The following is a 25,852-nucleotide window of genomic DNA, read 5'->3' on the forward strand; positions in this document are numbered from 1 at the left end:
GCCGTCCAAATGATTTTGGGTATCGATTTGGGGGTTCACGTAGGGTCGCCATTCATGGCGACTTGGTTCTGCAATCCTCGCCTTACAATCTCACTGGCGAAATGTGCCAGATCTCATCCGCATATTCCTGAATGGTGCGGTCCGACGAGAAATAACCCATATTGGCGATATTCAGCGCCGCGCTGCGTTGCCACTTATCCGGCTGGCGATACAGCTTGTCCACCTTGTCCTGCGTATCCACATAGCTGCGGTAATCCGCCAGCAGCTGATAGTGATCGCCGAAGTTCACCAGCGCATCAAACAGATTACGGTAGCGCCCTGGCTCCTGCGGGCTGAACACCCCGCTGGCGATTTGCGTCAGCGCCTGATGCAGCTCAGGATCATCCTCATAATACTTACGCGGGTTGTAACCGTCGGTGCGCAGCTTCTCGACCTGCGGCGTAGTGTTGCCGAAGATAAAGATATTCTCCTTGCCGACATGCTCCAGCATCTCAACGTTGGCACCATCCAGCGTACCGATGGTTAACGCGCCGTTCAGCGCAAACTTCATGTTACTAGTGCCAGAGGCTTCGGTACCGGCAGTGGAGATCTGCTCGGAGAGATCCGCCGCCGGAATGATGATCTGCGCCAGGCTCACGCCATAGTTTGGAATGAACACCACCTTCAACTTGTTCTTCACCTGCGGATCATTGTTGATCACATTGGCGACATCGTTGATCAAGTGAATGATGTGTTTCGCCACGTAATAGGCCGACGCCGCTTTGCCGGCGAAGAGATTAACGCGCGGCACCCATTCAGCGCTGGGATCGGCCTTGATGCGGTTGTAGCGCGTAATCACGTGCAGCACGTTCAGCAGCTGACGTTTGTATTCGTGGATGCGCTTGATCTGCACATCAAACAGCGCATGCGGATCGAGCACGATATCCATGTTCTTCGCCACCCAATCCGCCAGGCGTTTTTTGTTGGCAAACTTGGCATCAGCGATCTGCTGGATAAAGGCCGGATAATCGATCTGCGTGGTCAATTCGTTGAGCTGGCCAAGATCGGTGCGCCAGTTGCGGCCAATCGCCTCGTCCAGCACCTCGGAGAGCGCCGGATTCGCCAGCGCCAGCCAGCGACGTGGCGTCACGCCGTTAGTTTTATTGCAGAAACGGCCCGGGAACAGACGCGCGAAGTCAGCGAACAGCGATTGCACCATCAAGTTGGAGTGCAACTCTGACACACCGTTAACTTTGTGGCTCACCACCACCGCCAGCCACGCCATGCGAATGCGGCGGCCGTCGTTCTCATCGATGATCGAGATGCGCGCTAACAGCTCCCAATCATCCGGGTAATATTCCTGAATGGTTTTCAGGAAGTAGTCGTTAATTTCAAAAATAATGCTGAGATGACGCGGCAGGATCTTGCCAATCATATCCACTGGCCAGGTTTCCAGCGCTTCCGTCATCAGCGTGTGGTTGGTGTAGGAGAACACCTGACAGGTCACTTCAAAGGCATCGTCCCAGCTGAATTTCTGCTCGTCGATCAGTATGCGCATCAGTTCCGGGATCGCCAGCACCGGATGCGTATCGTTGAGGTGGATGGCAATTTTGTCCGGCAAATTGTCCCAGGTTTCATGCATCTGCCAGTGACGATTGAGAATATCCTGCACCGTCGAGGAGACGAGGAAATACTCCTGACGCAGACGCAGCTCGCGCCCCGAATAGGTGGAGTCATCGGGATAGAGCACGCGCGACACGTTTTCCGAGTGGTTTTTATCTTCTACTGCGGCGAAGTAATCACCCTGGTTGAACTTACCGAGGTTGATTTCGTTACTGGCCTGCGCGCCCCACAAGCGCAGCGTGTTGGTGGCATCGGTATCAAAACCGGGAATGATTTGATCGTAAGCCATCGCCACGATCTCCTCGGTTTCCACCCAGCGCACCCGCGCGCCTTCATGCTGCAGACGGCCACCGAAACGCACTTTGTAGCGCGTATTAAAGCGCTGAAATTCCCACGGATTGCCGTACTCCAGCCAATAATCCGGCGATTCGCGCTGCTGCCCGTCGACGATATTCTGCTTAAACATGCCGTAGTCATAACGAATGCCGTAGCCGCGCCCCGGTAAACCGAGCGTGGCGAGCGAATCCAGGAAGCAGGCCGCCAAACGTCCCAAACCGCCGTTACCGAGGCCGGGATCGTTCTCCTCTTCCATCAGTTCGCTGAGGTCGAGGCCCATCTCTTCCAGCGCCTGATTGAGATCCTCATAAATGCCCATCGCCAGCAACGCGTTGCCGAGCGTGCGCCCCATCAGGAACTCCATCGACAGGTAATAAACCTGCCGCACATCCTGCGAGAGCTGCGCGCGGCTGGAGCGCAGCCAGCGTTCCACCATGCGATCACGCACCGCCAGCAGCGCGGCGTTGAGCCACTCATGCTTATTCGCGATCGATGGATCTTTACCAATAGTAAACATCAGCTTATAGGCGATTGAGTGCTTCAGTGCATCAACCGTCAGCGTGGGTGAGGCATAGGTGAAAGGTGCATTCATATCAAGTATCCCAATCTCTCATTACAGCAAACGTTGATAAAGATCGCGGTAGGCTTGTGCTGCCACCTGCCAACTAAAATCCATCCCCATCGCCTGCCGCTGAACGTAACGCCAGAGTGCAGGACGAGACCACAGAACAAATGCGCGCCGAATCGCCCGCAGCAGCGACCAGGCATTACTGTCTTCAAAGGTGAAACCGCTGGCGACGCCATCCGCCAGATTCTCAAGCGAGCTGTCTTGCACCGTATCCGCCAGTCCGCCAGTGCGACGCACCAGCGGCAGCGTACCGTATTTCAAACCATACAGCTGGGTTAAGCCGCACGGCTCAAAACGGCTCGGCACCATAATCACATCCGCGCCGCCAACAATGCGGTGCGAGAAGGCTTCGTGATAACCAATCTGCACGCCAACGCGGCCCGGATGCTCCGCCGCCGCCGCAAGGAAACCTTGCTGCAGCTCCGCATCGCCCTGGCCGAGCAGCACCAACTGTCCGCCCTGCGCCAGTAAGCCCGGTAGCGCTTCCAGCACCAGATCCAGCCCTTTCTGTTTGGTCAGACGGCTGATGACGCAGAACACCGGTGCTTTGTCATCCACCTTCAGGCCCATGGCAATTTGCAGCTGGCGCTTGTTCTCCGCTTTGCTCTCCAGCGTTTCGCTGTCGTAGCGCGCGGTGAGCAGCAGGTCGTGCGCCGGGTCCCAGATGCCGGGATCGACGCCGTTCAAAATCCCGCTCAGGCGCCCTTCACGCAGTCGCTGTTCGAGCAGTGATTCCATGCCGTAACCAAATTCCGGTCGGGTAATCTCCAGCGCGTAAGTCGGGCTGACCGCCGTAATGTGATCGGCAAAGAACAGCCCCGCCTTGAGGTAGGAAATTTGCCCGAAGAACTCCAGTCCATGCATGTCGAAGAACGCGCGCGGGATCTGGATCTCATCCAGATGACGCGCCGAAAACAGCCCTTGATACGCCAGATTATGCACGGTGAACACCGTTTTCGCCGGACGCCCGCGCGCCGCAATATAGGCGCAGGTTAAGCCAGCATGCCAGTCATGCGCATGCACGATATCTGGCTGCCAGTCGGTATCCAGCCCGCTGGCAATCTCGGCGCCCATCCAGCCCAGCAGCGCAAAACGCAGATAGTTATCGACGTAAGCAAACTGCGACGTATCGTGATACGGGCTGCCGGGACGTTCATACAATCCCGGCGCATCGATTAAATAAATACCAACGCCGTTAAATTGTCCAAAAAGTAAGCGTACCGGTCCCGCAAAAGTTTGCAACTCCGCCAGGACCTCTGTATCAGGAATCCCTTTACGCAGATCCGGAAAGGCGGGAATCAACACCCGCGCATCCGTACCATCGGCTATTTGCGCCTGTGGTAATGCACCGACGACATCAGCCAGTCCGCCGGTTTTCAACAGCGGGAAAAGCTCTGAACAGACATGTAAAACCTGCATCCTGAACCCCTATTGTTATCGCACACGTTCCACGCGGCAATTTTCTCTATATTCTTTCGTCACTTACTGACCGCCTCCGGCCAATTTGGCCAGCATGGCGCGCGTCACCAGTACGATGCCCTCTTCAGAACGGTAAAAACGACGGCTGTCTTCGTCGGGGTTTTCGCCAATGACCATACCTTCTGGCAGTTCGCAGGCGCGATCGATCACGCAGCGACGCAGACGACACGATCGGCCAACCACCACATCAGGCAGCAGCACTGCGGAATCAATATTGCAAAACGAGTTGATGCGAATACGCGGGAACAGCACCGAGTTCACCACCACCGAACCGGAGATGATGCAGCCGCCCGAGACCAGCGAATTCATTGTCATGCCGTGGCTGCCGGATCGATCCTGAACAAATTTCGCCGGCGGCAGCGGCTCCATGTGGGTACGAATCGGCCAGCTGTGATCGTACATATCCAGCTCAGGCGTGACCGACGCTAAATCGAGATTGGCGCGCCAGTAAGCTTCCAGCGTTCCAACGTCGCGCCAGTACGGCTCGGCGTTTTCATCAACCTGCACGCAGGAGAGCGTGAAGGAGTGCGCATACGCCTCGCCGCTGGCGACAATTTTCGGCAGCAGATCTTTGCCGAAATCGTGGCTGGAATCGGCTACATGCAGATCCTCTTCCAGCAGCTGGTAAAGGTAATCGGCGTTGAACACGTAAATGCCCATGCTGGCCAGCGCGCGGGTATCGTCACCCGGCATTGACGGCGGCTTCGGCGGTTTTTCGACAAAATCGATCACGTTGTTTTCGGCATCCACCGCCATCACCCCAAACGCCGTGGCTTCAGCTAACGGCACCGGCAAGCAGGCGATGGTGCATTTGGCACCGCGATCGACGTGGTCGAGCAGCATGCGCGAGTAATCCATTTTGTAGATGTGATCCCCGGCGAGGATCACGATGTACTGCGCGTTATAGCGGCGAATAATGTCGAGGTTTTGCGTCACCGCATCGGCAGTCCCGCGATACCAATGTTCGGTAGCGGCACGCTGCTGCGCCGGCAGCAGATCGACAAACTCGTTCATCTCTTCGTTGAACAGCGACCAGCCACGCTGGATGTGCTGCACCAGCGTATGCGACTGATATTGGGTGATCACGCCGATGCGCCGAATGCCCGAGTTGATGCAGTTGGACAGCGCAAAGTCGATGATGCGGAACTTGCCACCGAAGTGCACGGCAGGTTTGGCGCGTTTCGCGGTGAGATCTTTCAGGCGCGTACCGCGCCCGCCAGCAAGGATCAGGGCGACCGTTTGTGTAGGGAGCTGGCGCGCCAGCATCAGATGATCTGTTCTATCTAATTTCACCATGTCTGACTCCTTATGATTGCTTTAGGAACACACACACACCGTGTGCGGGACCGTGCCAGACAGTTGTCAGGATGGGGTTATCTTCCCCGGCGAAAGGAGGAATGGCACGCCACTCTCCGTCTGGTAAGGCGATATCACTCACCGATTCCGTGGCGTTTATTGTTATTAACCAGCGGCCGGAGAGCAGGATCTGCATTCGGTGCGTCCCCTGTTCCCACTGCTCGGCTTCCAGTGGTGTGCCGCTGGCATTGCACCACTGCACGCTGCCATCGCCCTCCTGCCACCAGCGATCCTGCGTCAACGCGGGAATGCGCTGGCGCAGACGGATTAACGCAGCAGTGAAGTCGACCAGGCCAAAATCATCCTGTTGCCAGTTCAACCAGGTCAGCGGGTTGTCCTGACAATAGGCGTTGTTGTTGCCATGCTGGCTGTGACCGCGTTCGTCACCCGCCAGCAGCATCGGCGTGCCCTGCGCCAGCAGCAGCGTGGTCAGTAAGCCATGCACGCTGCGCCGCCGCCGTTCGACAATATCGAAATTGACCTGCAGTCCCTCTTTGCCGTGGTTATGGCTGAAGTTACTGCTGCTGCCGTCGCGATTGTCTTCGCCGTTAGCCTGATTGTGTTTGTTGTTAAAACTCACCACATCGCGCAGCGTGAAGCCGTCGTGAGCGGTAATGAGATTGATGCTGGCGTGCGGCAGCCGCGCCTCACGCTGGAAAACGTCGCTGGATGCGGCAAAACGGCGGGCGAAATCGCCATTATTCAGTTGACCATGCAGCCAGTAACGGCGCGCCGCATCGCGAAAATGGTCGTTCCACTCGGCGAAGTCCGGCGGAAAGTTGCCGACCTGATAACCGCCGGGGCCGATGTCCCACGGCTCGGCAATCAGCTTCACCTGCGACAGCAGCGGACAGGCTTTGATGGCGGCAAACAGCGGCGCATCCTGATGAAACTCCGGTGTGCGTCCCAGCACGCTGGCGAGGTCAAAACGGAACCCATCAACATGGCAAACACGCACCCAGTAGCGCAGCGCTTCCAGCGCCCACGTCATCACCTGCGGATGACTAAGATTTAGCGTGTTGCCGCAGCCGGTCCAGTTTTGATATTCGCCGTTGCCATCCAGCCAGTAATAGCTGGCGTTATCCACGCCGCGCAGGGAAATCGTTGGCCCGATCTCTTCCAGCTCGGCGGTATGGTTGAACACCACATCCAGAATCACTTCGATGCCCGCGGCATGCAGTGCTTTAACCGCCTGCTGAAACTCCTGCAGCGGCGTTAAACCGTTTTCGCCCGAGGCGTAACGCGCATCCACCGCCCACAAGGCAAAGGGGTTGTAGCCCCAGTAATTACTCAATCCCAAACGGCGCAGGCGCGGCTCGCTGGTGAATTGGGCAATCGGCAGCAGTTCCAGCGCGGTGATGCCGAGGTGGCGCAGGTACTTCACCATAGCAGGATGACCCAGCGCCGCATAAGTGCCACGCAACCTTTCCGGAATTTCCGGATGCTGCTGGGTTAAGCCGCGTACGTGTGCTTCATAGATCACCGTGTTGCCCCACGGCGTCCGCGGCGCGTGATCGTCCTCCCAGTCAAAATCTTCGGCAGTCACCAACGATTTCGGCGCGATGGCGGCGTTATCCAAACCATCCGGCTCGCGTTCGCCGCCGTTGAAACGCGCGTCGTCCGCCACTTCACCCGCCACCGCTTTGGCGCAGGGATCGACCAACAGCTTAGCCGGATTGAAGCGATGTCCCTGCTGCGGCGCCCACGGACCGTGAACGCGATAGCCGTAGCGCTGGCCGGGCTTCAGCGCGGGAAAATAGCCGTGCCAGATATCACCGCTGCGCGCGGGCAGCGCGAAACGGCGCTCAGCACCGTGCGCGTCGAACAGGCAGAGTTCAACGCGTTCGGCATGCTGGGAGAACAGCGTGAAATTAACGCCGTGCCCATCATAGTGCGCACCTAACGGTTCCGGCTGCCCCTGCTCCAGCATCAGTCGCTCTCCCGCACCAGCCAAAGCGTTGCCAGCGGCGGTAAGGTCAAACTCAGCGACTGCGGCCGACCGTGACTCTCCATCTCATCGGTGTGTACCACGCCGTGATTGCGCGTGTCGCTGCCGTGATAATCGTGCTGATCGGTATTCATGATCTCGCGCCAGCCGCCACGCTGGTTGACGCCAAAGCGATAGTTGTGACGCGCCACTGGCGTAAAGTTGCTGGCTACGATGATTTCATTGCCGTCGCGATCGCGGCGCACAAATACAAACACGGAGTTTTCGTAGTCATCGACCACCAGCCACTCAAAACCTTGCCCATCAAAGTCGAGTTGATGCAGCGGCGCGTAATGGCGATAGGTGTGATTGAGATCGCGCACCAGACGATGCACGCCGTTGTGCCAGTTATCCTCACCTTCCAGCAGATGCCAGTCGAGGCTGGTGTCGTGGTTCCATTCGCGACCCTGCGCAAATTCATTGCCCATAAATTGCAGCTTCTTACCGGGGAAACCCCACATCCAGCCGTAATAGGCGCGCAGGTTAGCGAACTTTTGCCAGGCATCGCCCGGCATGCGATCGAGAATCGAACGTTTGCCGTGCACCACTTCGTCATGCGACAGCGGCAGCACGAAGTTTTCGGTGTAGTTGTAAATCATGCCAAAGGTCATCAGCTGATGATGATAACGGCGATGCACCGGGTCGAGCTTCATATAGTCCAGTGTGTCGTGCATCCAGCCAAGGTTCCATTTGAACCAGAAGCCGAGGCCGCCATCTTCTGAAGGGCGCGTAACGCCGGGATAATCGGTGGACTCTTCCGCCACCGTGACGCTGCCCGGTGCGGCGCGACCCAAAACGCGGTTGGTGTGACGCAGGAACGAAATCGCTTCGAGGTTCTCGCGTCCACCAAACTGGTTCGGCACCCATTCGCCTTCGGCGCGGCTGTAATCACGGTAGATCATTGATGCCACCGCATCGACGCGCAGCCCATCAATGCCGAAACGCTCCATCCAGTACAAGGCGTTGCCGGAGAGATAATTGCTCACTTCACGGCGACCAAAGTTGTAGATCAGCGTGTTCCAGTCCTGATGAAAACCTTCGCGCGGATCGCTGTGTTCGTAGAGTTCGGTGCCATCGAACTTCGCCAGGCCGAAATCATCGCTTGGGAAGTGGCCTGGCACCCAATCGAGCAGCACGTTAATACCAGCATCATGCGCGGCGGCCACGAAGTGGCGGAACTCATCGCGCGTACCGAAACGGCGCGTCGGCGCATACATGCCGAGCGGCTGATAGCCCCAGCTGCCGTCGAAGGGGTGTTCGTTAATCGGCATCAGTTCGATGTGCGTGAAGCCCATCTCTTTAACGTAAGGAATCAGCTGTTCCGCCAGCTCTTTATAGCTGAGCCAGAAGTTGTTATCGGTGTGACGTCGCCATGAACCGAGGTGCACTTCATAAATCGAAATCGGCTGGTCAAAAGCATTGGCGGCCTTACGCTGCGGCTGCATCTCGGTTTTCGGCGGCAGCCCGCAGATCATCGAGGCGGTTTGCGGACGCATCTGCGCTTCAAAGGCGAAGGGATCGGCTTTGATGCGCATCTGGCCGGAATTATCCACGATTTCAAATTTATACAGCTGACCGTTTACCGCGCCCGGCACAAACAGTTCCCAGACGCCAAGTTCACGGCGAAAACGCATGGGATGACGTCGGCCATCCCAGAAGTTGAACTCGCCTACCACCGATACGCGACGCGCGTTAGGTGCCCAAACGGCGAACCGCGTGCCGTGCACGCCATCAATGGTGGTGCCGTGCGCGCCGAGGGTTTCGTAGGGACGCAGATGCGTGCCTTCACCCAATAACCATGCATCCATCTCCTCCAGCAGCGGGCCGAAGCGATAGGCATCATCAATCAGGTTTTGCTGGCCGTGCCAGTTCACCGCCAGCTGATAACCAAAGCGGTTTTTACGACGCGGAATCACGCCACTGAAGAAACCGCGTGAGTCGAGGCAGGTAAGCTGAGCACATTTGCGTCCGGTGTTGGTTTCAATGACCCAAACATCGGAGGCATCGGGCAGCAGCGCACGCACTTCAAGGCCTGCAGCCGTTTGGTGCATGCCCAGTAGTGAAAAGGGATCGGCATAATTCCCGGCAAAAAGGGCATTGATCGCCTGGCGATCGGGAAGCTCTGACATGACTTTCTTCCTATGATTTTGCGCAGGCGACCAGAGTCGGCAGGATTATCGCCTCGGGTGCGCTGCTTTTCATTGAGCCATAGGTACACCGTGAGGACACAACCGTCCGTGGGAAAGATCTTCACCGTGTACAACAACCATTCAGTTCGAAAAAACAAAAACAGTTAACAACCGGCACATCTCTGTTAAATCATAGCTTGGGGATAGCAGAAGCCAGGGAGGATCGTGAAAAATACTTATCGGGCAAGCAAAAAAGGGAAGCGGATCACTTGTCAGGCGCAATTTGCATGAATTTTTGCGGCCTGGATAATTAAAAAAAGGCCGGGAAACCCCGGCCTTTCTGGTTTGCCGCTGCGCTTAGTCGATCAGCAGACGCAGCATGCGGCGCAGCGGTTCAGCCGCGCCCCACAGTAACTGATCGCCCACCGTGAAGGCGGAAAGGTATTCCGGTCCCATGTTCAGTTTGCGCAGGCGGCCTACTGGCGTGGTCAGGGTGCCGGTGACGGCGGCTGGCGTCAGTTCGCGCATGGTGATGTCGCGGTCGTTTGGCACCACTTTCACCCATTCGTTATGCGAGGCCAGAAGCTGTTCGATTTCGCTCAGCGGCAGGTCTTTTTTCAGCTTCAGAGTGAATGCCTGGCTGTGGCAGCGCAGCGCACCAACGCGCACGCACAGGCCATCAACCGGAATCACACTGCTGGTACGCAGGATTTTGTTGGTCTCCGCCTGGCCTTTCCACTCTTCGCGGCTCTGGCCGTTATCCAGCTGCTTGTCAATCCACGGAATCAGGCTGCCCGCCAGCGGTACGCCGAAATTGTCGGTTGGCAACGTGCCAGAACGGGTGAAATCGGTCACGCTGCGTTCGATATCCAGAATTGCCGAAGCCGGATCCTGGAGCGATTTCGCCACGTGGTCATGCAGCATGCCCATCTGCGTCAGCAGTTCACGCATATGACGCGCGCCGCCGCCTGATGCCGCCTGATAAGTCGCCACCGAGGCCCATTCAACCAGATCGTTAGCAAACAGACCGCCCAGCGACATCAGCATCAGGCTGACGGTGCAGTTACCGCCGACAAAGGTTTTGATGCCGTTATCGAGGCCCTGACGAATCACGTTATGGTTAACCGGATCGAGAATGATGATGGCGTCATCTTTCATGCGCAGCGTGGAAGCCGCGTCAATCCAGTAACCCTGCCAGCCGCTTTCGCGCAGCTTCGGATAGACTTCACTGGTGTAATCGCCGCCCTGGCAGGTGATAATAATATCCAGCACCTTCAGCGCCTCGATATCAAAAGCATCCTGCAGCGCACCGGTCGACTTTCCGCCGAATGTCGGCGCCGCCTGACCAAGCTGTGACGTGGAGAAGAAGACCGGATTGATGACATCAAAATCGCGTTCTTCGCTCATGCGCGACATCAGCACTGAGCCGACCATGCCACGCCAACCAATAAAACCTACATTCTTCATTTTCTGTCCGTCTCGGGTGCTCTCGAAAGAGGCCGTGTGGTGCGAGGAAAAGACTGGCCGGATAATCGTGCCGGTCTGCGTAATAATCAGGTTTACCTATGACCGTCAACTCTACAAAATGCAGCACTTCTGGCAAGTGAATTAATTCGATTGCGCCAACTTTTTCAGCAGTACAACTAATAATGGCTAACCACACATGACTGAAATGATATCCGCGACCATATTGCTGTTGTTGATTATGGATCCGCTGGGCAACCTGCCGATTTTTATGTCGGTATTGAAGCATCTGGAACCCAAACGCCGCCGCGTGGTACTGATGCGCGAAATGCTGATTGCGCTGATTCTGATGCTGCTATTTTTATTCGCCGGTGAACGCATCCTGGCGTTTCTCAATCTGCGCACCGAAACCGTGTCGATCTCCGGCGGCATCATTCTTTTTCTGATCGCCATCCGCATGATTTTCCCGTCAGAGGAGAGCAGCTCGACTGGCTTGCCGGCCGGTGAAGAACCGTTCCTCGTGCCGCTGGCAATTCCGCTGGTGGCCGGTCCGTCCCTGCTGGCGACGCTGATGCTGTTGTCGCATCAATATCCCAACCAGATGACGCATCTGGTCGGCGCGCTGCTGATCGCGTGGGGTTTGACGGTGGTGATTCTGCTGATGTCGGGTCTGTTTTTACGCCTGCTGGGCGACAAAGGCGTTAACGCGCTGGAGCGCCTGATGGGATTGATTTTGATTATGCTGGCGACGCAGATGTTCCTGGATGGGATTCGTACCTATCTGAAGCTGTAATACATTCAGAGCGCAGGCAGCGTAGCGGCGCAATTTATTGCGCCGCTACGCTATGTGCATGAATTGAATGTGATGCTTTTTGAATATTACTTCTGCTTCTTATCGATCGGTTTACCCGACCAGTAACCGGCCAGCAGCGAACCTGACAGGTTGTGCCACACCGAGAACAGCGCGCCCGGCAAGGCCGCTAACGGCGAGAAGTAAAGTTTGCCCAGCGTCGCCGCCAGACCTGAGTTCTGCATGCCCACTTCCAGCGCCAGCGTGCGGCAGGTCGATTCATCGAAGCCAAACAGCTTACCGCCCCAATAACCGCCCAACAGACCGATCGCGTTGTGCAGGATCACCGCCACAATCACCATCAAGCCGACAGAACCGATAAAGCCCTGGCTGCCAGCCACCACCGCGCTAATGATCAGCAGAATGCACACCATCGAAAACGCCGGCAGATAAGGCTCAACGCGGCGCACCACGCTATTCATGGAGTGATGGATAATCAGACCCAGGCTAATCGGAATCACCACGATTTTCACGATGCTGAGCAGCATGCCGACCACATCCACCTGAATGTGGGTATCAACGTAGAAGCGTGTCAGCAGCGGTGTGGCGAATACACCTACCAGCGCCGACACGGATGAGATGGTCACCGACAGCGCCACATCGCCCTTCGCCAGATAAATCATCACGTTAGAAGCGGTGCCGCTGGCCACGCTGCCGACCAGAATCATGCCTGCCGCCAGATCCGGTGGCATCTGGAACAGCTTCGCCAGGCCCCACGCGGCCAGCGGCATCACCAGATAATGCAGGAAAGTCCCGGCGATCACCGGCGCAGGACGCACCAGCACGCGTTTGAAATCATCAATGTTTAGCGTCACGCCCATGCCGAACATAATCAGCATCAGCAGGTAAGTCACCCACGGCCCAATGCCGAGAAAGGTGCCAGGAGAATAATAAGCAGCGACCGAGAGCAGCACGGCCCAGAGCGGGAACAGGCGGGTAAGTTTGCCGAGCATAACCAGACTTCCTTAGGAATTTTTTTATATTGCCACAGATGAAATGTCGCGCAGGGAACGACCACAGCGACGGACGCGGGATCATAACATTTCATTATCTTGACGTAAGGCGGGAAGTCGCTTGCGGGGCAAAATGCGGATCGGCTGCTGCCGATCCGCTGAAATACGGCAAAGTTACTCTGCTTTTTCCAGTGCAAAGCGGTAGATTGCACCACCAATCGCGGCACCGATAATCGGTAACAACCAGAACATCCACAGCTGTTCCAATGCCCAGCCGCCCTGGAAGATCGCCACACCGCTACTGCGCGCCGGGTTGACTGAGGTATTGGTGACGGGAATGCTCACCAGGTGAATCAGCGTTAGCGCCAGGCCGATTGCAATGGGCGCGAAGCCAGCCGGAGCACGTTTATCGGTCGCGCCCATGATCACAATTAGGAATACGGCGGTCAGCACCAGCTCGGCGATCATGCCCGCCTGCAGGCTAAAGCCCCCAGGCGAATGTTCACCGTAACCGTTCGACGCGAAGCCGCTGGCCACGGCATCGAAACCGGCTTTACCGCTGGCGATCAAATACAGCACGCCAGCCGCCGCAACCGCACCTACCAGCTGCGCGATAATATAAGGCACAGCCTGCGCCGCCGGGAAACGTCCGCCAACCGTCAGACCGATGGTGACCGCCGGGTTAAAATGGCCGCCCGAAATATGGCCGACGGCACATGCCATCACCAACACCGTCAGACCAAACGCCAGCGCAACACCGGCAAAACCAATACCCAATTCTGGAAACGCCGCGGCCAAAACCGCACTGCCACAACCGCCCAACACCAGCACGAAAGTGCCCAGCGTTTCAGCCACTAATCTTTTCATCTCTGTTCCCTCAAATAATTTAATGTTTTCGCGGCGGGATTATCGTTTTTGGCGATTGAAGCGCAACCGAAGAATAAGGGATTAGGGTGATTTTTAGGCGATAGCAGCGTATTTGAGACGGTTCTCGCGAGCCATAATGGGGTTCATCAGAAATGTCTGGAGCGAAGCAGTGAATGCCGCTGGGCTTGAATTATTGTTTAAAAAATTTCACCAATAAAAAAGCCGGACCCGGTCCGGCTGGATTACGCATGCTAAAAACTGGCCTTAAGAACCAAAAAGATTCTTGTGCAGCGCACGTACCACTTCTTCCGCGTCTGGGGTGGGAACCAGGAAGCAAAGGTTATAACTGCTGGCACCGTAACAAATCATGCGCAGGTTGAACGGCTCGAGTGCGCCAAACACTTCTTTGCCGACGCCGCACGCTTTTGACAGGTTGTTGCCAATGATCGCCACCAGCGCCAGATTCTCTTCCACTTCCACACGGCACAGTGAAGAGAGTTCGGTCAACAGCGCCTGGGTCAGCAAGCTGTCGCCGGTGGTGGTTGAACCGGTGCTGTCCAGCGTCAGCGCCACGCTCACTTCGGAAGTGGTCACCAGATCAACGGAGATGCTGTGGCGCGCCAGAATGTTAAACACTTCGGCGAGGAAGCCATGTGCATGCAGCATGTTCAGGCTGTGCAGCGTTACCAGCGTCTGCTTACGACGCAGCGCCAGCGCACGGAACAGCGGTGGATTCTTGGTTTCGTTGCACACGCGCGTACCGCCTGCAGCGGGATCTTTGCTCGAACCGACAAACACCGGAATATCGCTACGCACGGCCGGCAGCAAAGTGGCCGGATGCAGCACTTTGGCACCAAAGATCGCCATCTCCGCTGCTTCTTCGAAGGTAATCTCTTCGATGCGTTTAGCGGTGGACACCACGCGTGGATCGGTGGTGTAGATACCGGCCACATCGGTCCAGATATCAATGCGCGCGGCCTGCAGCGCTTCGCCCAGCAGCGCAGCGGTATAGTCGCTGCCGCCACGACCAAGCGTGGTGGTGCGCCCTTTTATTTCGCTACCGATAAAGCCCTGCGTCACCACCAGCGCTTCCGCAATGCGCGGCTGCAGCTGCGTTGCGGCCAGCTCTTTCAGCGTCGCCACTTCGGGTTCTGCGCGACCAAAACGATCGCTGGTGCGCATCACTTTACGCACGTCAAACCATTCGCTGTTGACCTGACGCTCGCGCAGAATCTCCACGAACAGCAGCGTCGACATCAGCTCACCGTGGCTCACCAGCTCATCGGTTAGCGCATGTGAGGTCGCCAGCGAGGTGGCTTCAGACAGCATGGTGATGTTTTCCAGCACGCGATCAATCTCATCGCGGATCACATCCGGCGATTGCAGACGATCGATGATGGCATATTGAATACGGCGGATTTCATCCAGCAGGTAAGCGCGCTGCGCTTGTTCCTGGCCTTCAGCAAGGGCAACCAGCAGATTGGTCACGCCAGCGGAGGCAGAGAGCACCACTAAGCGGGTATTGGCGTCCGACAGCACAACATCTGCGCTGCGGTTCATAGCATCAAAATCGGCAACGCTGGTGCCGCCAAATTTAGCCACGATAAGATTTTGGGACATATTACGAACCCCGTGTCAGGTTATCTTTCTTCCGTTTTGGGGCGGAAGACATAGTAGCAGCCTAGGCACAAGAGAAGAGCAGAATTGGGCAGACAAGATCAGTAGTAGACAAGTCACCAAAAGCGCTTCACCTTGCGAACCGTCCGACTGTGGACGATTCTGGTGACAACCCAGAGGATTCAGCCCCTGCAGCCGACAGTGCAACACCCCGCGTGTTGCCCCACCTCGGCGTCACACCCCCTGATGTGTTCTCTGCGGATACGGATCCTCAAACACACTGCCTGGGCGACGCGCCTCTTCTGGCTTACACCCGGAGGTGTAAGTAGCGCGCATAAATTACTGATTATTTTCCCCCCTGTCCATCCCCGCACTTTGAGGATTTCTCACATTTACACTTCGGTAAACGCATCGTTGAACAAACGCGCCCACCAACAGCGGCCTAAAGTAGTGTCCGAATCAGACAAAAGCGGCTTTTTTCTGATGCGGCACAGGGAATTCTGCTGGCGCAGCACCGACAATCGCTGCCGGATTTACCTGAAACAGTGCGGCCACGGTCACAAATTTTTTCCCTTAGCCAGTAACTGTGGTCATACTCATCCCCGTGCAAGAATGCTATGGATGCCGGGCCAGCAGGACGCCCCGGATGGAATGACGGTTCTTATATCAACTAGAGTGTTGCCATGAAAAATATCAATCCGACCCAAACCGCTGCCTGGAAAGCGCTGCAGCAGCATTTTGAGCAGATGAAATCGGTGCAAATCGCCGACCTGTTTGCGCAAGATGCCGATCGTTTTGCGAAATTCTCTGCCACTTTCGATGACCAGATGCTGGTGGATTTCTCAAAAAACCGCATCACCGAGGAAACCCTCGAAAAATTACAGGCGCTGGCTAAAGAGACCGATCTGGCAGGCGCCATCAAATCGATGTTCTCTGGCGAGAAGATCAACCGCACCGAAGAGCGTGCAGTTCTGCACGTTGCGCTGCGTAACCGCAGCAACACGCCCATTGTGGTGGACGGCAAAGATGTGATGCCGGAAGTCAACGCGGTGCTGGCGAAGATGAAAGGCTTCTCCGAGCGCATCATCAGCGGCGACTGGAAAGGCTATACCGGTAAAGCCATCACCGACGTGGTGAATATCGGGATTGGCGGTTCAGACCTCGGCCCGTTCATGGTGACCGAAGCGCTGCGTCCGTACAAAAACCACCTGAACATGCACTTTGTTTCTAACGTCGATGGCACCCACATCGCCGAAACGCTGAGAGATCTCAGCCCGGAAACCACGCTGTTCCTCGTGGCATCTAAAACCTTCACCACGCAAGAAACCATGACCAACGCCCACAGCGCGCGTGACTGGTTCCTGAAAACTGCGGGCGATCAGCAGCACGTGGCGAAGCACTTCGCTGCGCTGTCGACCAACGGTAAAGCGGTGGGTGAGTTCGGTATTGATACCGACAACATGTTTGAGTTCTGGGATTGGGTTGGCGGCCGCTATTCACTGTGGTCAGCTATCGGCTTGTCGATCATTCTCTCCATCGGCTTCGAGAACTTTGAGCAGCTGTTGAGCGGCGCGCACGCCATGGATAAGCACTTCGCCAACACGCCTGCCGAGCAGAACCTGCCGGTGCTGCTGGCGCTGATCGGTATCTGGTACAACAACTTCTTTGGTGCCGAAACCGAAGCGATTCTGCCGTACGATCAGTACATGCATCGCTTTGCTGCTTACTTCCAGCAGGGCAACATGGAATCCAACGGTAAATACGTTGACCGTGAAGGCAATCCAGTGGATTACCAGACCGGCCCAATCATCTGGGGCGAGCCTGGCACCAACGGCCAGCATGCGTTCTATCAGCTGATTCATCAGGGCACCAAACTGATTCCGTGCGACTTTATCGCACCAGCACTGAGCCACAACGTGCTGACCGATCACCATCCAAAGCTGCTGTCGAACTTCTTCGCACAAACCGAAGCGCTGGCGTTTGGTAAGTCACGCGATGTGGTGGAGAAAGAGTTTACCGATGCGGGTAAATCTGCCGAATCTGTCGCGCACATCGTGCCGTTCAAAGTGTTCGAAGGTAACCGCCCAACCAACTCCATCCTGCTGCGTGAAATTACCCCGTTCAGCCTGGGTTCACTGATTGCGCTGTATGAGCACAAGATCTTCACTCAGGGCGCGATTCTCAACATCTTCACCTTTGACCAATGGGGTGTTGAGTTGGGTAAACAGCTGGCAAACCGTATTCTGCCAGAACTGGAAAATGACGCTGAAATTAGCAGCCACGATAGCTCCACTAATGGCTTAATTAATCGCTACAAATCCTGGCGTTAATTTTCCGGCTAATTTACACAAGGCGGCGTAATTGCCGCCTTTTCTTTGTCAACCATGCCATCTCACTCGCAATATTATTAATTACTGCATTAAACAGGGTTAGAAAATTCTTAAAGTGGCGTAAGGAAATTCGTAATTCATTTCAATTTACCGCACCTTACCTGGCTTAAAAATGGACCTAATTCAGCCCGATAAATAGTTTATCTAACTGATTGATCTATGATTTTAATTTAAGCCTTATAAGTAAATTCCGATTATTCCCATTCCGTACCAATAATTAGTGCAAAAGTGAAAAACTCTGCCGTGAAATGCGCAGCCATTCACTTATCCTATCAGCCTGAAAAAAGGCGTTAAAAAAAAGCAGCTAACGCCAATTCGCCGTATTTATCACCAGAAAAACCCCGACTTCCTGCCCTCTTTTACTCATGCTGAACTCTGGTAATTTGTTGCCCTATACTGAACGCGCCCGAAATCTGGGTAAATCCTACATTCATTGATTCATATAAATGCAGGAAACGTTGTTATGAAAAAACTGATGGTTGCCGGTGCAGCCTTACTTTACGTTGCCGTTTCTTCCGCTGCGATTGCCGCGCCGGAAGAAGCTGGTGCTGCAGCAGGCGCGCAGGCGGGAGCAATCTCTTCCGGCGCGTCTACCGCTGTGGGTATCGGCGCGCTCGGTGCGTTAGTGGGTCTCGGCATTGCTGCTTCTGGCGGCGGTGACGGTGCAAATACCGGTACAACAACAACCACCACAACGAGCACCACTCGTTGATGTAGCACCTTTAAGCATAACCACACACCCGTGTGGTTATTTTTTGCTTGGCTTATTTAGACAGGGATACCCCGTGCGCCGACTCTCTTTGCTACTTCTTTGCCTGTTGTTGCAGGCCTGCACACAAACGCAAAAAGGCCTCGAACAAACCGTGATGCTGGCCGTGAATGGCCCGGATGATGTCACGGTCACCAACGAGCAGGTTGCTAACCTGCCCTACGCCAGCCTCTATGCCCGCATCAATGAAGGACCGCGCATCTTCGTGGTGCTCGGTTACAACGAAAACGGCCAACAGAAGTGGATCACCCAGGATAAAGCGATGCTGGTGATGCAGCATGGCCGTCTGATCAAAACCCTGGGTTTACCGAGCAACCTCGCTGACGTCAGTAACCTGGTGCAGGATCCGCTCGCCGATGCGCTGCATCTGCAAAACAGTGCCAGCTGGACGCGCGTAGTGCAGTGGCGCGAGCAAGATAAAGTGCGAGCCGCCACAGCGGTTTCCCGCTTCGAGCGCGGTGACGATACGGTGCTGGATATCGCCGGTGAACGCGTACCGTGCCGCGTCTGGCATGAAACCGTACGCATGGAGAACGTAGGCGCGGAGTGGCAGAACACCTTCTGGATCGATAACCGCGATGGCACGGTATTGCAGGCCAACCAGATGCTGGTCGCCGATGCCTTCCCCGTTGAAACCACCATTCTGAAGCCGGCGAAATCATGAAAAAAATAACTCCAATGCTGGCAGCATTGACGCTGCTCACGGCTGGTCACGCACTGGCGGCGGCGCAAGTCACCGTGCACGATCTGCCGGGAAAAAACACACTGCAAATTAACGATGCGCAGAATCTTAGTCAGTTGCTCACCCATCCTGAACTGCGCAGTTGGTGGCCGGGCACGGTGATTGCCGAACGCGGCGCAACGGCGATAGCACAGCAGCAACAGAAGCAGTTGCTGGCCGATCTGCGCGCCTGGCAAGCCGACAGCGGCGAGTCGTTGGCCGCAACCATCGGCTCGGTTATCCACCAGCTTGGCGCGCTGCAGGTAACGGGCCGCCAGTTCACCTCGCTCGATCCCGATGACGTGCGTCTGCGTCCACAGGATAACCGCACGCTGCAAGGCAGCTATGACCTCTATATGCTGGCGCAGCCGACGCAGGTGCTGGTGCTGGGGGCGTTGAGCAATCCGGGTAAAGCGCGCTGGCAGCCGGGCCGCGAAGTGCGTGATTACCTCGAAGGCCACGATCGTCTGTCCGGCGCGGAACGCAGCTATGCCACGGTGATTGCGCCGTCCGGCAGCACCCAGCAAGTTCCGGTTGCCTACTGGAATCATCGCCATATCGAAGTGGAACCTGGCAGCATTATCTGGCTCGGTTTCACCTCATGGAGCTTGCCATGGGGCCAAAGCGATTTGAATGAGCGCATGCTTTCCGTTCTGACTCACCGGATACCAGACTGATGAAAAAACAATTACTTCTCAGCCTGTTGGCTGCTTCTGTTTCCGCCGCTTGCCAGGTGCATGCGGAAACCTGGCCTGAACCGGTCGGTCCTTCTCAATCGGATTTTGGTGGCGTTGGCCTGATGCAGACGCCCACCGCGCGTATGGCGAAAGAGGGCGAATTTAGCGTCAACTTCCGCGATAACGATCAATATCGCTACTATTCTGCTTCGCTGCAGCTGTTCCCGTGGCTGGAAACCACCGTACGCTATACCGATGTGCGTACCCGCCGTTACAGCGCAGTAGAAGGTTTCAGCGGCAACCAAAGCTATAAAGATAAAGCCTTCGATGTGAAGCTGCGCCTATGGCAAGAGAGCTATTGGCTGCCAGAAGTGGCGGTTGGCTCACGCGATTTAGGCGGTACCGGTCTGTTCGACAGCGAATATCTGGTGGCGAGCAAAGCGTGGGGCCCGTTCGATTTCACCTTGGGTCTGGGCTGGGGCTATCTCGGCAACAGCGGCACCATCAAGAACCCGTTCTGCTCCTACAGCGACAGCTTCTGTAGCCGCACCGGCGGTGGCGAAGCGGGTTCAATTAATGGCTCGCAGATGTTCCACGGTCCGGCGGCGCTGTTTGGCGGCGTAGAGTATCAAACACCGTGGCAGCCGCTGCGCCTCAAGCTGGAGTACGAAGGCAACGATTATCAGGATGATTTCGCCGGTCGTTTGGATCAGCGCAGTAAGGTCAACGTCGGCGCGATTTATCGCCTCACCGACTGGGCGGACATCAACGCCAGCTACGAGCGCGGCAACACCTTTATGTTCGGCTTTACCCTGCGCACCAATTTCAACGATCTGCATCAGTCGCATATCGATAGCGAGAAGCCGGCCTACAACCCGCAGCCGCAGGGCGATCTGTTGCAGCCAACGGTAGTGGCAAACCAGCTGACCGATCTGAAGTACAACGCAGGACTGAATGGCCCGCATATTCAAACCAAAGGCAGCACGTTGTATGTGTCCGGCGAGCAGACCAAATATCGCGATACGCGCGAAGGGGTCGATCGCGCCAATCGCATTATCATGAACAACCTGCCGGCCGGCATCGATACCATCGACGTCACCGAGTCGCGCTTCAATATGCCGCAGGTGAGCACGCGCACCAACGTTGCCAGCCTGCATAACGAACTCGTGGGTTATCCGCTGGGGCATGAACAGCCGCTGCAGCAGACGCGTGAAAATCCGGTCGATCCCGGTGCCACCGAGCAAGGTTTCTTCATCCGCAAAGATCGTCTGAACTACAGCCTGTCGCCGGTGCTGAATCAGTCCGTCGGCGGACCGGAAAGCTTCTACATGTATCAGGTTGGCGTGATGGCCAACGCCGATTACTGGCTTACCGATCACCTGTTGGTCGGCGGCAGCCTGTTTGGCAACCTCGCCAATAACTACGATAAGTTCAACTACAACGGCGCACCGGCGGATTCAACGCTGCCGCGCGTGCGAACGCATATTCGTGATTACGTTGAGAACAACGTTTACGTTAACGATCTGCAAGCCAACTACATGCAGGCGCTCGGCAACGGTTTCTACGGCCAGGTTTACGGCGGTTATCTGGAAACCATGTACGGCGGCGTCGGCGGCGAAGTGCTGTATCGTCCAATTGATAGCAACTGGGCATTCGGGGTTGATGCCAACTACGTGAAGCAGCGTGATTGGGACAACATGATGCAGTTCACCGATTACAAAGCGCCAACCGGACATTTCACCGCGTACTGGCGTCCGTGGTTTATGCAGGACGTATTGGTGAAAGCCAGCGTCGGTGAATATCTGGCGAAGGATAAAGGCGTTACCGTTGATGTGTCGAAGCGGTTTGATAGCGGCGTGATGGTAGGCTTCTACGCCACCAAAACCAATGTGTCGGCGGAAGCCTATGGCGAAGGCGACTTCACTAAAGGCTTCTACATTTCGGTGCCGATGGATCTGTTTACCGTGACGCCAACGCGAGGCCGCGCACAGGTAAACTGGGTGCCGTTGACGCGTGATGGTGGGCAGATGCTGGGTCGCAAATATCAGCTGTATGACCTGACGTCAGATCGTGATGCGCGGTTTAATTAACATCAGCGCGGGTGGTGTGAAACCCGCGCGATAAATCGCGCCGCTACGGAGAGGTGCACATACCGTAGCGGCGCCATTTATTGCGCGTTACCGACTATTAATCTGCGTCATAACCCAAATTGGGTGCTAGCCAGCGCTCAACTTCGCTCACGCTCATGCCTTTACGCGCGGCGTAATCTTCCACCTGATCGCGCTGAATCTGCGCCACGGCGAAGTACTTGCTATCGGGATGGCTGAAGTACCAGCCGGAAACCGCTGCGCCTGGCCACATGGCGAAAGACTCGGTGAGCTTCATGCCGGTATGTTTTTCCACCTCCAGCAGCTGCCAGATCGGTGCTTTCTCAGTGTGTTCCGGACAAGCCGGATAACCTGGCGCGGGACGAATGCCCTGATAGTTCTCGCGAATCAGCTCTTCGTTGCTGAGATTTTCATGGGCGGCAAAGCCCCAAATCACCTTCCGCACGCGCTCGTGCAGATATTCAGCAAAGGCTTCTGCCAGGCGATCCGACACCGCTTTCACCATGATTTTGTTGTAATCATCGTGCTGCTTGTCATACGCCTCGGCCAGCGCATCTTCCTCAATTCCGGCGGTAACCGCAAACGCGCCGAGATAATCGGCTTTACCGCTGGATTTCGGTGCCACAAAGTCGGCTAAACAGTAGTTGGCGAAGTCGGTTTTCTCGGTCTGCTGACGCAAGTGATGACTGACGCACAGCACCTGATTGCGGTTCTCGTTGCTGTAGATTTCAATGTCATCGCCGACACGGTTGGCCGGGAAAATCCCCACCACGCCGCGTGGATTGAGCGTGCCGGTGCTGCTCAGCATATCGAGCATGGCGTTGGCATCGGCAAACAGGCGTTTGGCCTCTTCGCCCACCACTTCATCTTCCAGGATACGCGGATATTTGCCGGCCAGCGACCAGGTCATAAAGAACGGCGTCCAGTCGATGTAATTACGCAGCGTTTCAATGCTGGCTTCAACCGGGCTCACACCGAGGCGGTGCGCCACCGGCGGCGTATAGCTTTCCCAATCGATGACATAATCATTATCGCGCGCAGTTTGCAGGCTCACCGGCGGCGTGCGCGGCTTTTTGCGCGCGTGCTGAATACGCACCGTGTCGTACTCTTTGCGCGTGCGCGCCACGAAATCTTCTTTCAGCGTTTCGGACAGCAGCGATGACACCACACCCACGGTGCGCGAGGCGTTCTGCACGTAGACCGTTGGTCCGCTATAGTTCTGCTCGATTTTCACTGCGGTATGCGCTTTCGAGGTAGTCGCGCCGCCAATCAGCAGCGGGATGGTGAATCCCTGGCGCTCCATCTCTTTGGCGACGTTGACCATCTCATCCAGCGACGGCGTGATCAGGCCGGAAAGCCCGATGATATCGGCGTTCTCGGCAATCGCGGTTTTGAGGATTTTGTCACTCGGCACCATAACGCCGAGGTCAATGATTTCGTAGTTGTTACATTGCAGCACTACGCCGACGATATTTTTGCCGATGTCATGCACATCGCCTTTTACCGTTGCCAGCACAATCTTGCCGTTGCTGCGTCCGGCCTCTTTGCTGGCCTGAATATAAGGTTCGAGATAGGCCACCGCTTGCTTCATCACGCGCGCTGATTTTACCACCTGCGGCAGGAACATCTTGCCCTCGCCGAACAGATCGCCAACCACGTTCATGCCGGACATCAGCGGCCCTTCAATCACTTCAATCGGCCGCGCTGCTGCCTGGCGCGCCTCTTCGGTATCCAGCTCAATAAACTCGGTGATGCCTTTCACCAGCGAGTATTCCAGACGTTTTACCACGTCCCAGCTGCGCCATTCGGCCTGCTGTTTCTCCTGCTCGCCGTCGCTTTTGCTGCCGCGATATTTCTCCGCCAGTTCCAGCAAGCGCTCGGTGCCATCGTCACGACGATTCAGCACCACATCTTCCACCGCGTCACGCAGTTCGGCAGGCAGATCGTCGTAAATCGCCAGCTGACCGGCGTTCACGATGCCCATGTCCATGCCGTTGCGGATGGCGTAATAGAGGAAAACCGCGTGAATCGCTTCGCGCACCGGTTCGTTACCACGGAACGAGAACGACACGTTGGAGACGCCGCCGGAGATCATCGCGTGTGGCAGTTCGCGCTTGATGTCTTCGCAGGCACCGATAAAGTCCATCGCGTAATTGTTGTGTTCTTCAATGCCGGTCGCTACGGCAAAAATATTCGGGTCGAAAATGATGTCTTCTGGCGGGAAACCGACCTCTTCGGTCAAAATCTTGTAGGCGCGACGACAGATCTCAATTTTGCGCGCCCGCGTATCCGCCTGACCCGCTTCGTCAAACGCCATCACCACCATCGCTGCGCCGTAGCGACGCACTTTGCGCGCGTGCGCGATAAACGGTTCCACGCCCTCTTTCATCGAAATAGAGTTCACAATGCCTTTGCCCTGAATGCACTGCAGGCCTTTCTCGATCACTTCCCATTTGGAGGAGTCGATCATAATTGGCACGCGGGCGATATCCGGCTCACCAGCAATCAGATTGAGGAAGCGCACCATCGCCGCTTCCGCATCCAGCATGCCTTCATCCATGTTGATGTCGATGATTTGCGCACCGTTCTCTACCTGCTGGCGTGCCACATCCAGCGCTTCGTTGTATTTCTCTTCTTTGATCAGACGCTTAAATTTGGCCGAGCCGGTGACGTTGGTGCGTTCACCGACGTTGACGAACAGCGAATCGGCCTGAATATTCAGCGGTTCAAGCCCGGCTAAGCGACAGGCAACCGGAATCTCAGGCAGCTGGCGCGGCGCAACGCCGTCTACCGCTGCCGCCATCGCCGCGATGTGTTCCGGCGTGGTGCCGCAGCAGCCGCCGATAATATTGAGGAAACCGGCGCGCGCCCACTCACCAATTTGCTCAGCCATGATCGCCGCATCGAGATCGTATTCACCAAAGGCGTTGGGCAAACCGGCGTTCGGGTGCGCGGTGACGTAGCCTTCAGCAATGCGCGACAGCTCCGCCACATACTGACGCAGTTCATCCGGGCCAAGCGCACAGTTGAGGCCAAACGACAGCGGTTCGGCGTGGCGCAGCGAGTTATAGAAACCTTCGGTGGTTTGGCCGGAGAGCGTACGACCGGACGCATCGGTGATGGTGCCGGAGATCATCAGCGGCAGCTTCACGCCCATCGCTTCCATCTCGGCCTGCACCGCGTAGATCGCCGCTTTGGCGTTGAGGGTATCGAACACCGTTTCGATCATGATGAGGTCGGAGCCGCCTTTGATCAGCGCATGCGTCGATTCGCGGTAAGCTTCCACCAGCTGGTTAAAGGTGACGTTACGATAGGCGGGATCGTTGACGTCCGGCGAGATAGAACAGGTGCGGTTGGTCGGGCCCAACACGCCTGCCACGTAGCGCGGACGATGCGGCGTTTTCGCCGTCCATGCGTCGGCGCTGGCACGCGCCAGTTTGGCGGCTTCGAAGTTGATCTCCGCCGACAGCGCTTCCATCGCGTAATCGGCCATCGCAATGGTGGTGGAGTTGAAGGTGTTGGTCTCGAGAATATCCGCGCCGGCAGCGAGATAGGCATCGTGGATTTCGCGGATCACCTCCGGTTTGGTTAGCACCAACAGATCGTTGTTGCCCTTCAAATCAGATGGCCAGTCGGCAAAGCGGCTGCCACGGAAATCCTGCTCACTCAGTTTATAACTCTGGATCATGGTGCCCATGCCACCGTCCAGAATCATAATGCGTTGCGCCAGCTGCTGCTGCAGCATTTCTGTTTTGTTGCTCACTCTCGCCCCATCCACGTCATTGCGTTGGCTAATATGCCAGCCAGTCATACTGGCACAACTTGCAGGTGATCAAAAGTCAGCTCAGATGAGACATTTTCAGCTATTGCCGACGACAGGTCTGACCAGAAAGTCAGCGTTTGCATTAATGCGGTTAAA

Annotated in this window: 16 protein-coding genes and 1 riboswitch; of the genes, 6 read left to right on the forward strand and 10 right to left on the reverse strand. The window is 56.2% G+C overall.

All coding sequences use genetic code 11. The annotated features are described in order from the left end of the window. Nucleotides 1-82: 82 nt before the first annotated feature. The 6 genes from glgP to asd form a co-directional block, all read right to left on the reverse strand. A complete protein-coding gene (gene glgP / locus KVT28_RS22175; RefSeq protein ID WP_101763107.1) occupies nucleotides 83-2,530 on the reverse strand; it encodes a glycogen phosphorylase in 2,448 nt (815 codons plus the stop codon). Between the two features lie 21 nt (nucleotides 2,531-2,551). Continuing rightward, complete coding sequence (gene glgA / locus KVT28_RS22180) at nucleotides 2,552-3,985, reverse strand: glycogen synthase GlgA (protein ID WP_101763108.1); 1,434 nt, start codon at nucleotides 3,983-3,985, stop codon at nucleotides 2,552-2,554. Between the two features lie 63 nt (nucleotides 3,986-4,048). Beyond that, complete coding sequence (gene glgC / locus KVT28_RS22185; protein WP_101763109.1) at nucleotides 4,049-5,341, reverse strand: glucose-1-phosphate adenylyltransferase; 1,293 nt, start codon at nucleotides 5,339-5,341, stop codon at nucleotides 4,049-4,051. 10 nt (nucleotides 5,342-5,351) lie between these two features. Further along, on the reverse strand, nucleotides 5,352-7,331 hold the full coding sequence (gene glgX / locus KVT28_RS22190) for a glycogen debranching protein GlgX (protein ID WP_101763110.1): 1,980 nt from the start codon (nucleotides 7,329-7,331) through the stop codon (nucleotides 5,352-5,354). Beyond that, nucleotides 7,331-9,517: a 1,4-alpha-glucan branching enzyme gene (gene glgB, locus KVT28_RS22195; protein ID WP_101763111.1), complete on the reverse strand. Its 2,187-nt coding sequence runs from the start codon at nucleotides 9,515-9,517 to the stop codon at nucleotides 7,331-7,333. The genes glgX and glgB overlap by 1 nt, the downstream gene beginning before the upstream one ends. Before the next feature lie 357 nt (nucleotides 9,518-9,874). Then, nucleotides 9,875-10,984, reverse strand: coding sequence for an aspartate-semialdehyde dehydrogenase (gene asd / locus KVT28_RS22200; protein ID WP_217550091.1), 1,110 nt, complete (start codon nucleotides 10,982-10,984; stop codon nucleotides 9,875-9,877). Nucleotides 10,985-11,180: 196 nt separating this feature from the next. Between asd and KVT28_RS22205 the strand changes: the two genes are divergently transcribed. Beyond that, nucleotides 11,181-11,774, forward strand: a complete 594-nt coding sequence (locus KVT28_RS22205; RefSeq protein WP_217550093.1) for a YhgN family NAAT transporter — start codon at nucleotides 11,181-11,183, stop codon at nucleotides 11,772-11,774. 86 nt (nucleotides 11,775-11,860) lie between these two features. Here KVT28_RS22205 and panS read toward each other — a convergent pair whose 3' ends face one another. The 3 genes from panS to lysC form a co-directional block, all read right to left on the reverse strand. Beyond that, nucleotides 11,861-12,784 (reverse strand): ketopantoate/pantoate/pantothenate transporter PanS, encoded by a 924-nt coding sequence (gene panS / locus KVT28_RS22210; protein WP_101763113.1) that lies wholly within the window; start codon nucleotides 12,782-12,784, stop codon nucleotides 11,861-11,863. 174 nt (nucleotides 12,785-12,958) lie between these two features. Beyond that, nucleotides 12,959-13,651, reverse strand: coding sequence for an aquaporin Z (gene aqpZ, locus KVT28_RS22215; RefSeq protein WP_217550095.1), 693 nt, complete (start codon nucleotides 13,649-13,651; stop codon nucleotides 12,959-12,961). Between the two features lie 264 nt (nucleotides 13,652-13,915). Then, the gene (gene lysC, locus KVT28_RS22220; protein ID WP_217550097.1) at nucleotides 13,916-15,271 is read right to left on the reverse strand and encodes a lysine-sensitive aspartokinase 3; all 1,356 of its coding nucleotides are present in this window, start codon (nucleotides 15,269-15,271) and stop codon (nucleotides 13,916-13,918) included. A gap of 112 nt (nucleotides 15,272-15,383) precedes the next feature. Then, nucleotides 15,384-15,578, reverse strand: a riboswitch (Lysine riboswitch). A gap of 373 nt (nucleotides 15,579-15,951) precedes the next feature. Between lysC and pgi the strand changes: the two genes are divergently transcribed. From pgi to KVT28_RS22245, 5 genes are all read left to right on the forward strand, one after another. Further along, complete coding sequence (pgi, locus tag KVT28_RS22225; RefSeq protein WP_217550099.1) at nucleotides 15,952-17,598, forward strand: glucose-6-phosphate isomerase; 1,647 nt, start codon at nucleotides 15,952-15,954, stop codon at nucleotides 17,596-17,598. Between the two features lie 523 nt (nucleotides 17,599-18,121). Next, nucleotides 18,122-18,370, forward strand: coding sequence for an exopolysaccharide production protein YjbE (gene yjbE, locus KVT28_RS22230; RefSeq protein WP_101763117.1), 249 nt, complete (start codon nucleotides 18,122-18,124; stop codon nucleotides 18,368-18,370). Nucleotides 18,371-18,443: 73 nt separating this feature from the next. Beyond that, complete coding sequence (locus tag KVT28_RS22235; RefSeq protein ID WP_217550101.1) at nucleotides 18,444-19,091, forward strand: YjbF family lipoprotein; 648 nt, start codon at nucleotides 18,444-18,446, stop codon at nucleotides 19,089-19,091. After that, nucleotides 19,088-19,825, forward strand: a complete 738-nt coding sequence (locus KVT28_RS22240; RefSeq protein ID WP_217550103.1) for a capsule biosynthesis GfcC family protein — start codon at nucleotides 19,088-19,090, stop codon at nucleotides 19,823-19,825. The genes KVT28_RS22235 and KVT28_RS22240 overlap by 4 nt, the downstream gene beginning before the upstream one ends. Further along, nucleotides 19,825-21,915, forward strand: a complete 2,091-nt coding sequence (locus tag KVT28_RS22245; protein ID WP_110868117.1) for a YjbH domain-containing protein — start codon at nucleotides 19,825-19,827, stop codon at nucleotides 21,913-21,915. The genes KVT28_RS22240 and KVT28_RS22245 overlap by 1 nt, the downstream gene beginning before the upstream one ends. A 97-nt stretch (nucleotides 21,916-22,012) precedes the next feature. Here KVT28_RS22245 and metH read toward each other — a convergent pair whose 3' ends face one another. Then, nucleotides 22,013-25,696, reverse strand: a complete 3,684-nt coding sequence (gene metH / locus KVT28_RS22250; RefSeq protein ID WP_217550105.1) for a methionine synthase — start codon at nucleotides 25,694-25,696, stop codon at nucleotides 22,013-22,015. Nucleotides 25,697-25,852: the final 156 nt, after the last annotated feature.

Source organism: Pantoea sp. GbtcB22, from assembly GCF_019091025.1.
In the GTDB taxonomy this organism is placed as follows: domain Bacteria; phylum Pseudomonadota; class Gammaproteobacteria; order Enterobacterales; family Enterobacteriaceae; genus Pantoea; species Pantoea leporis.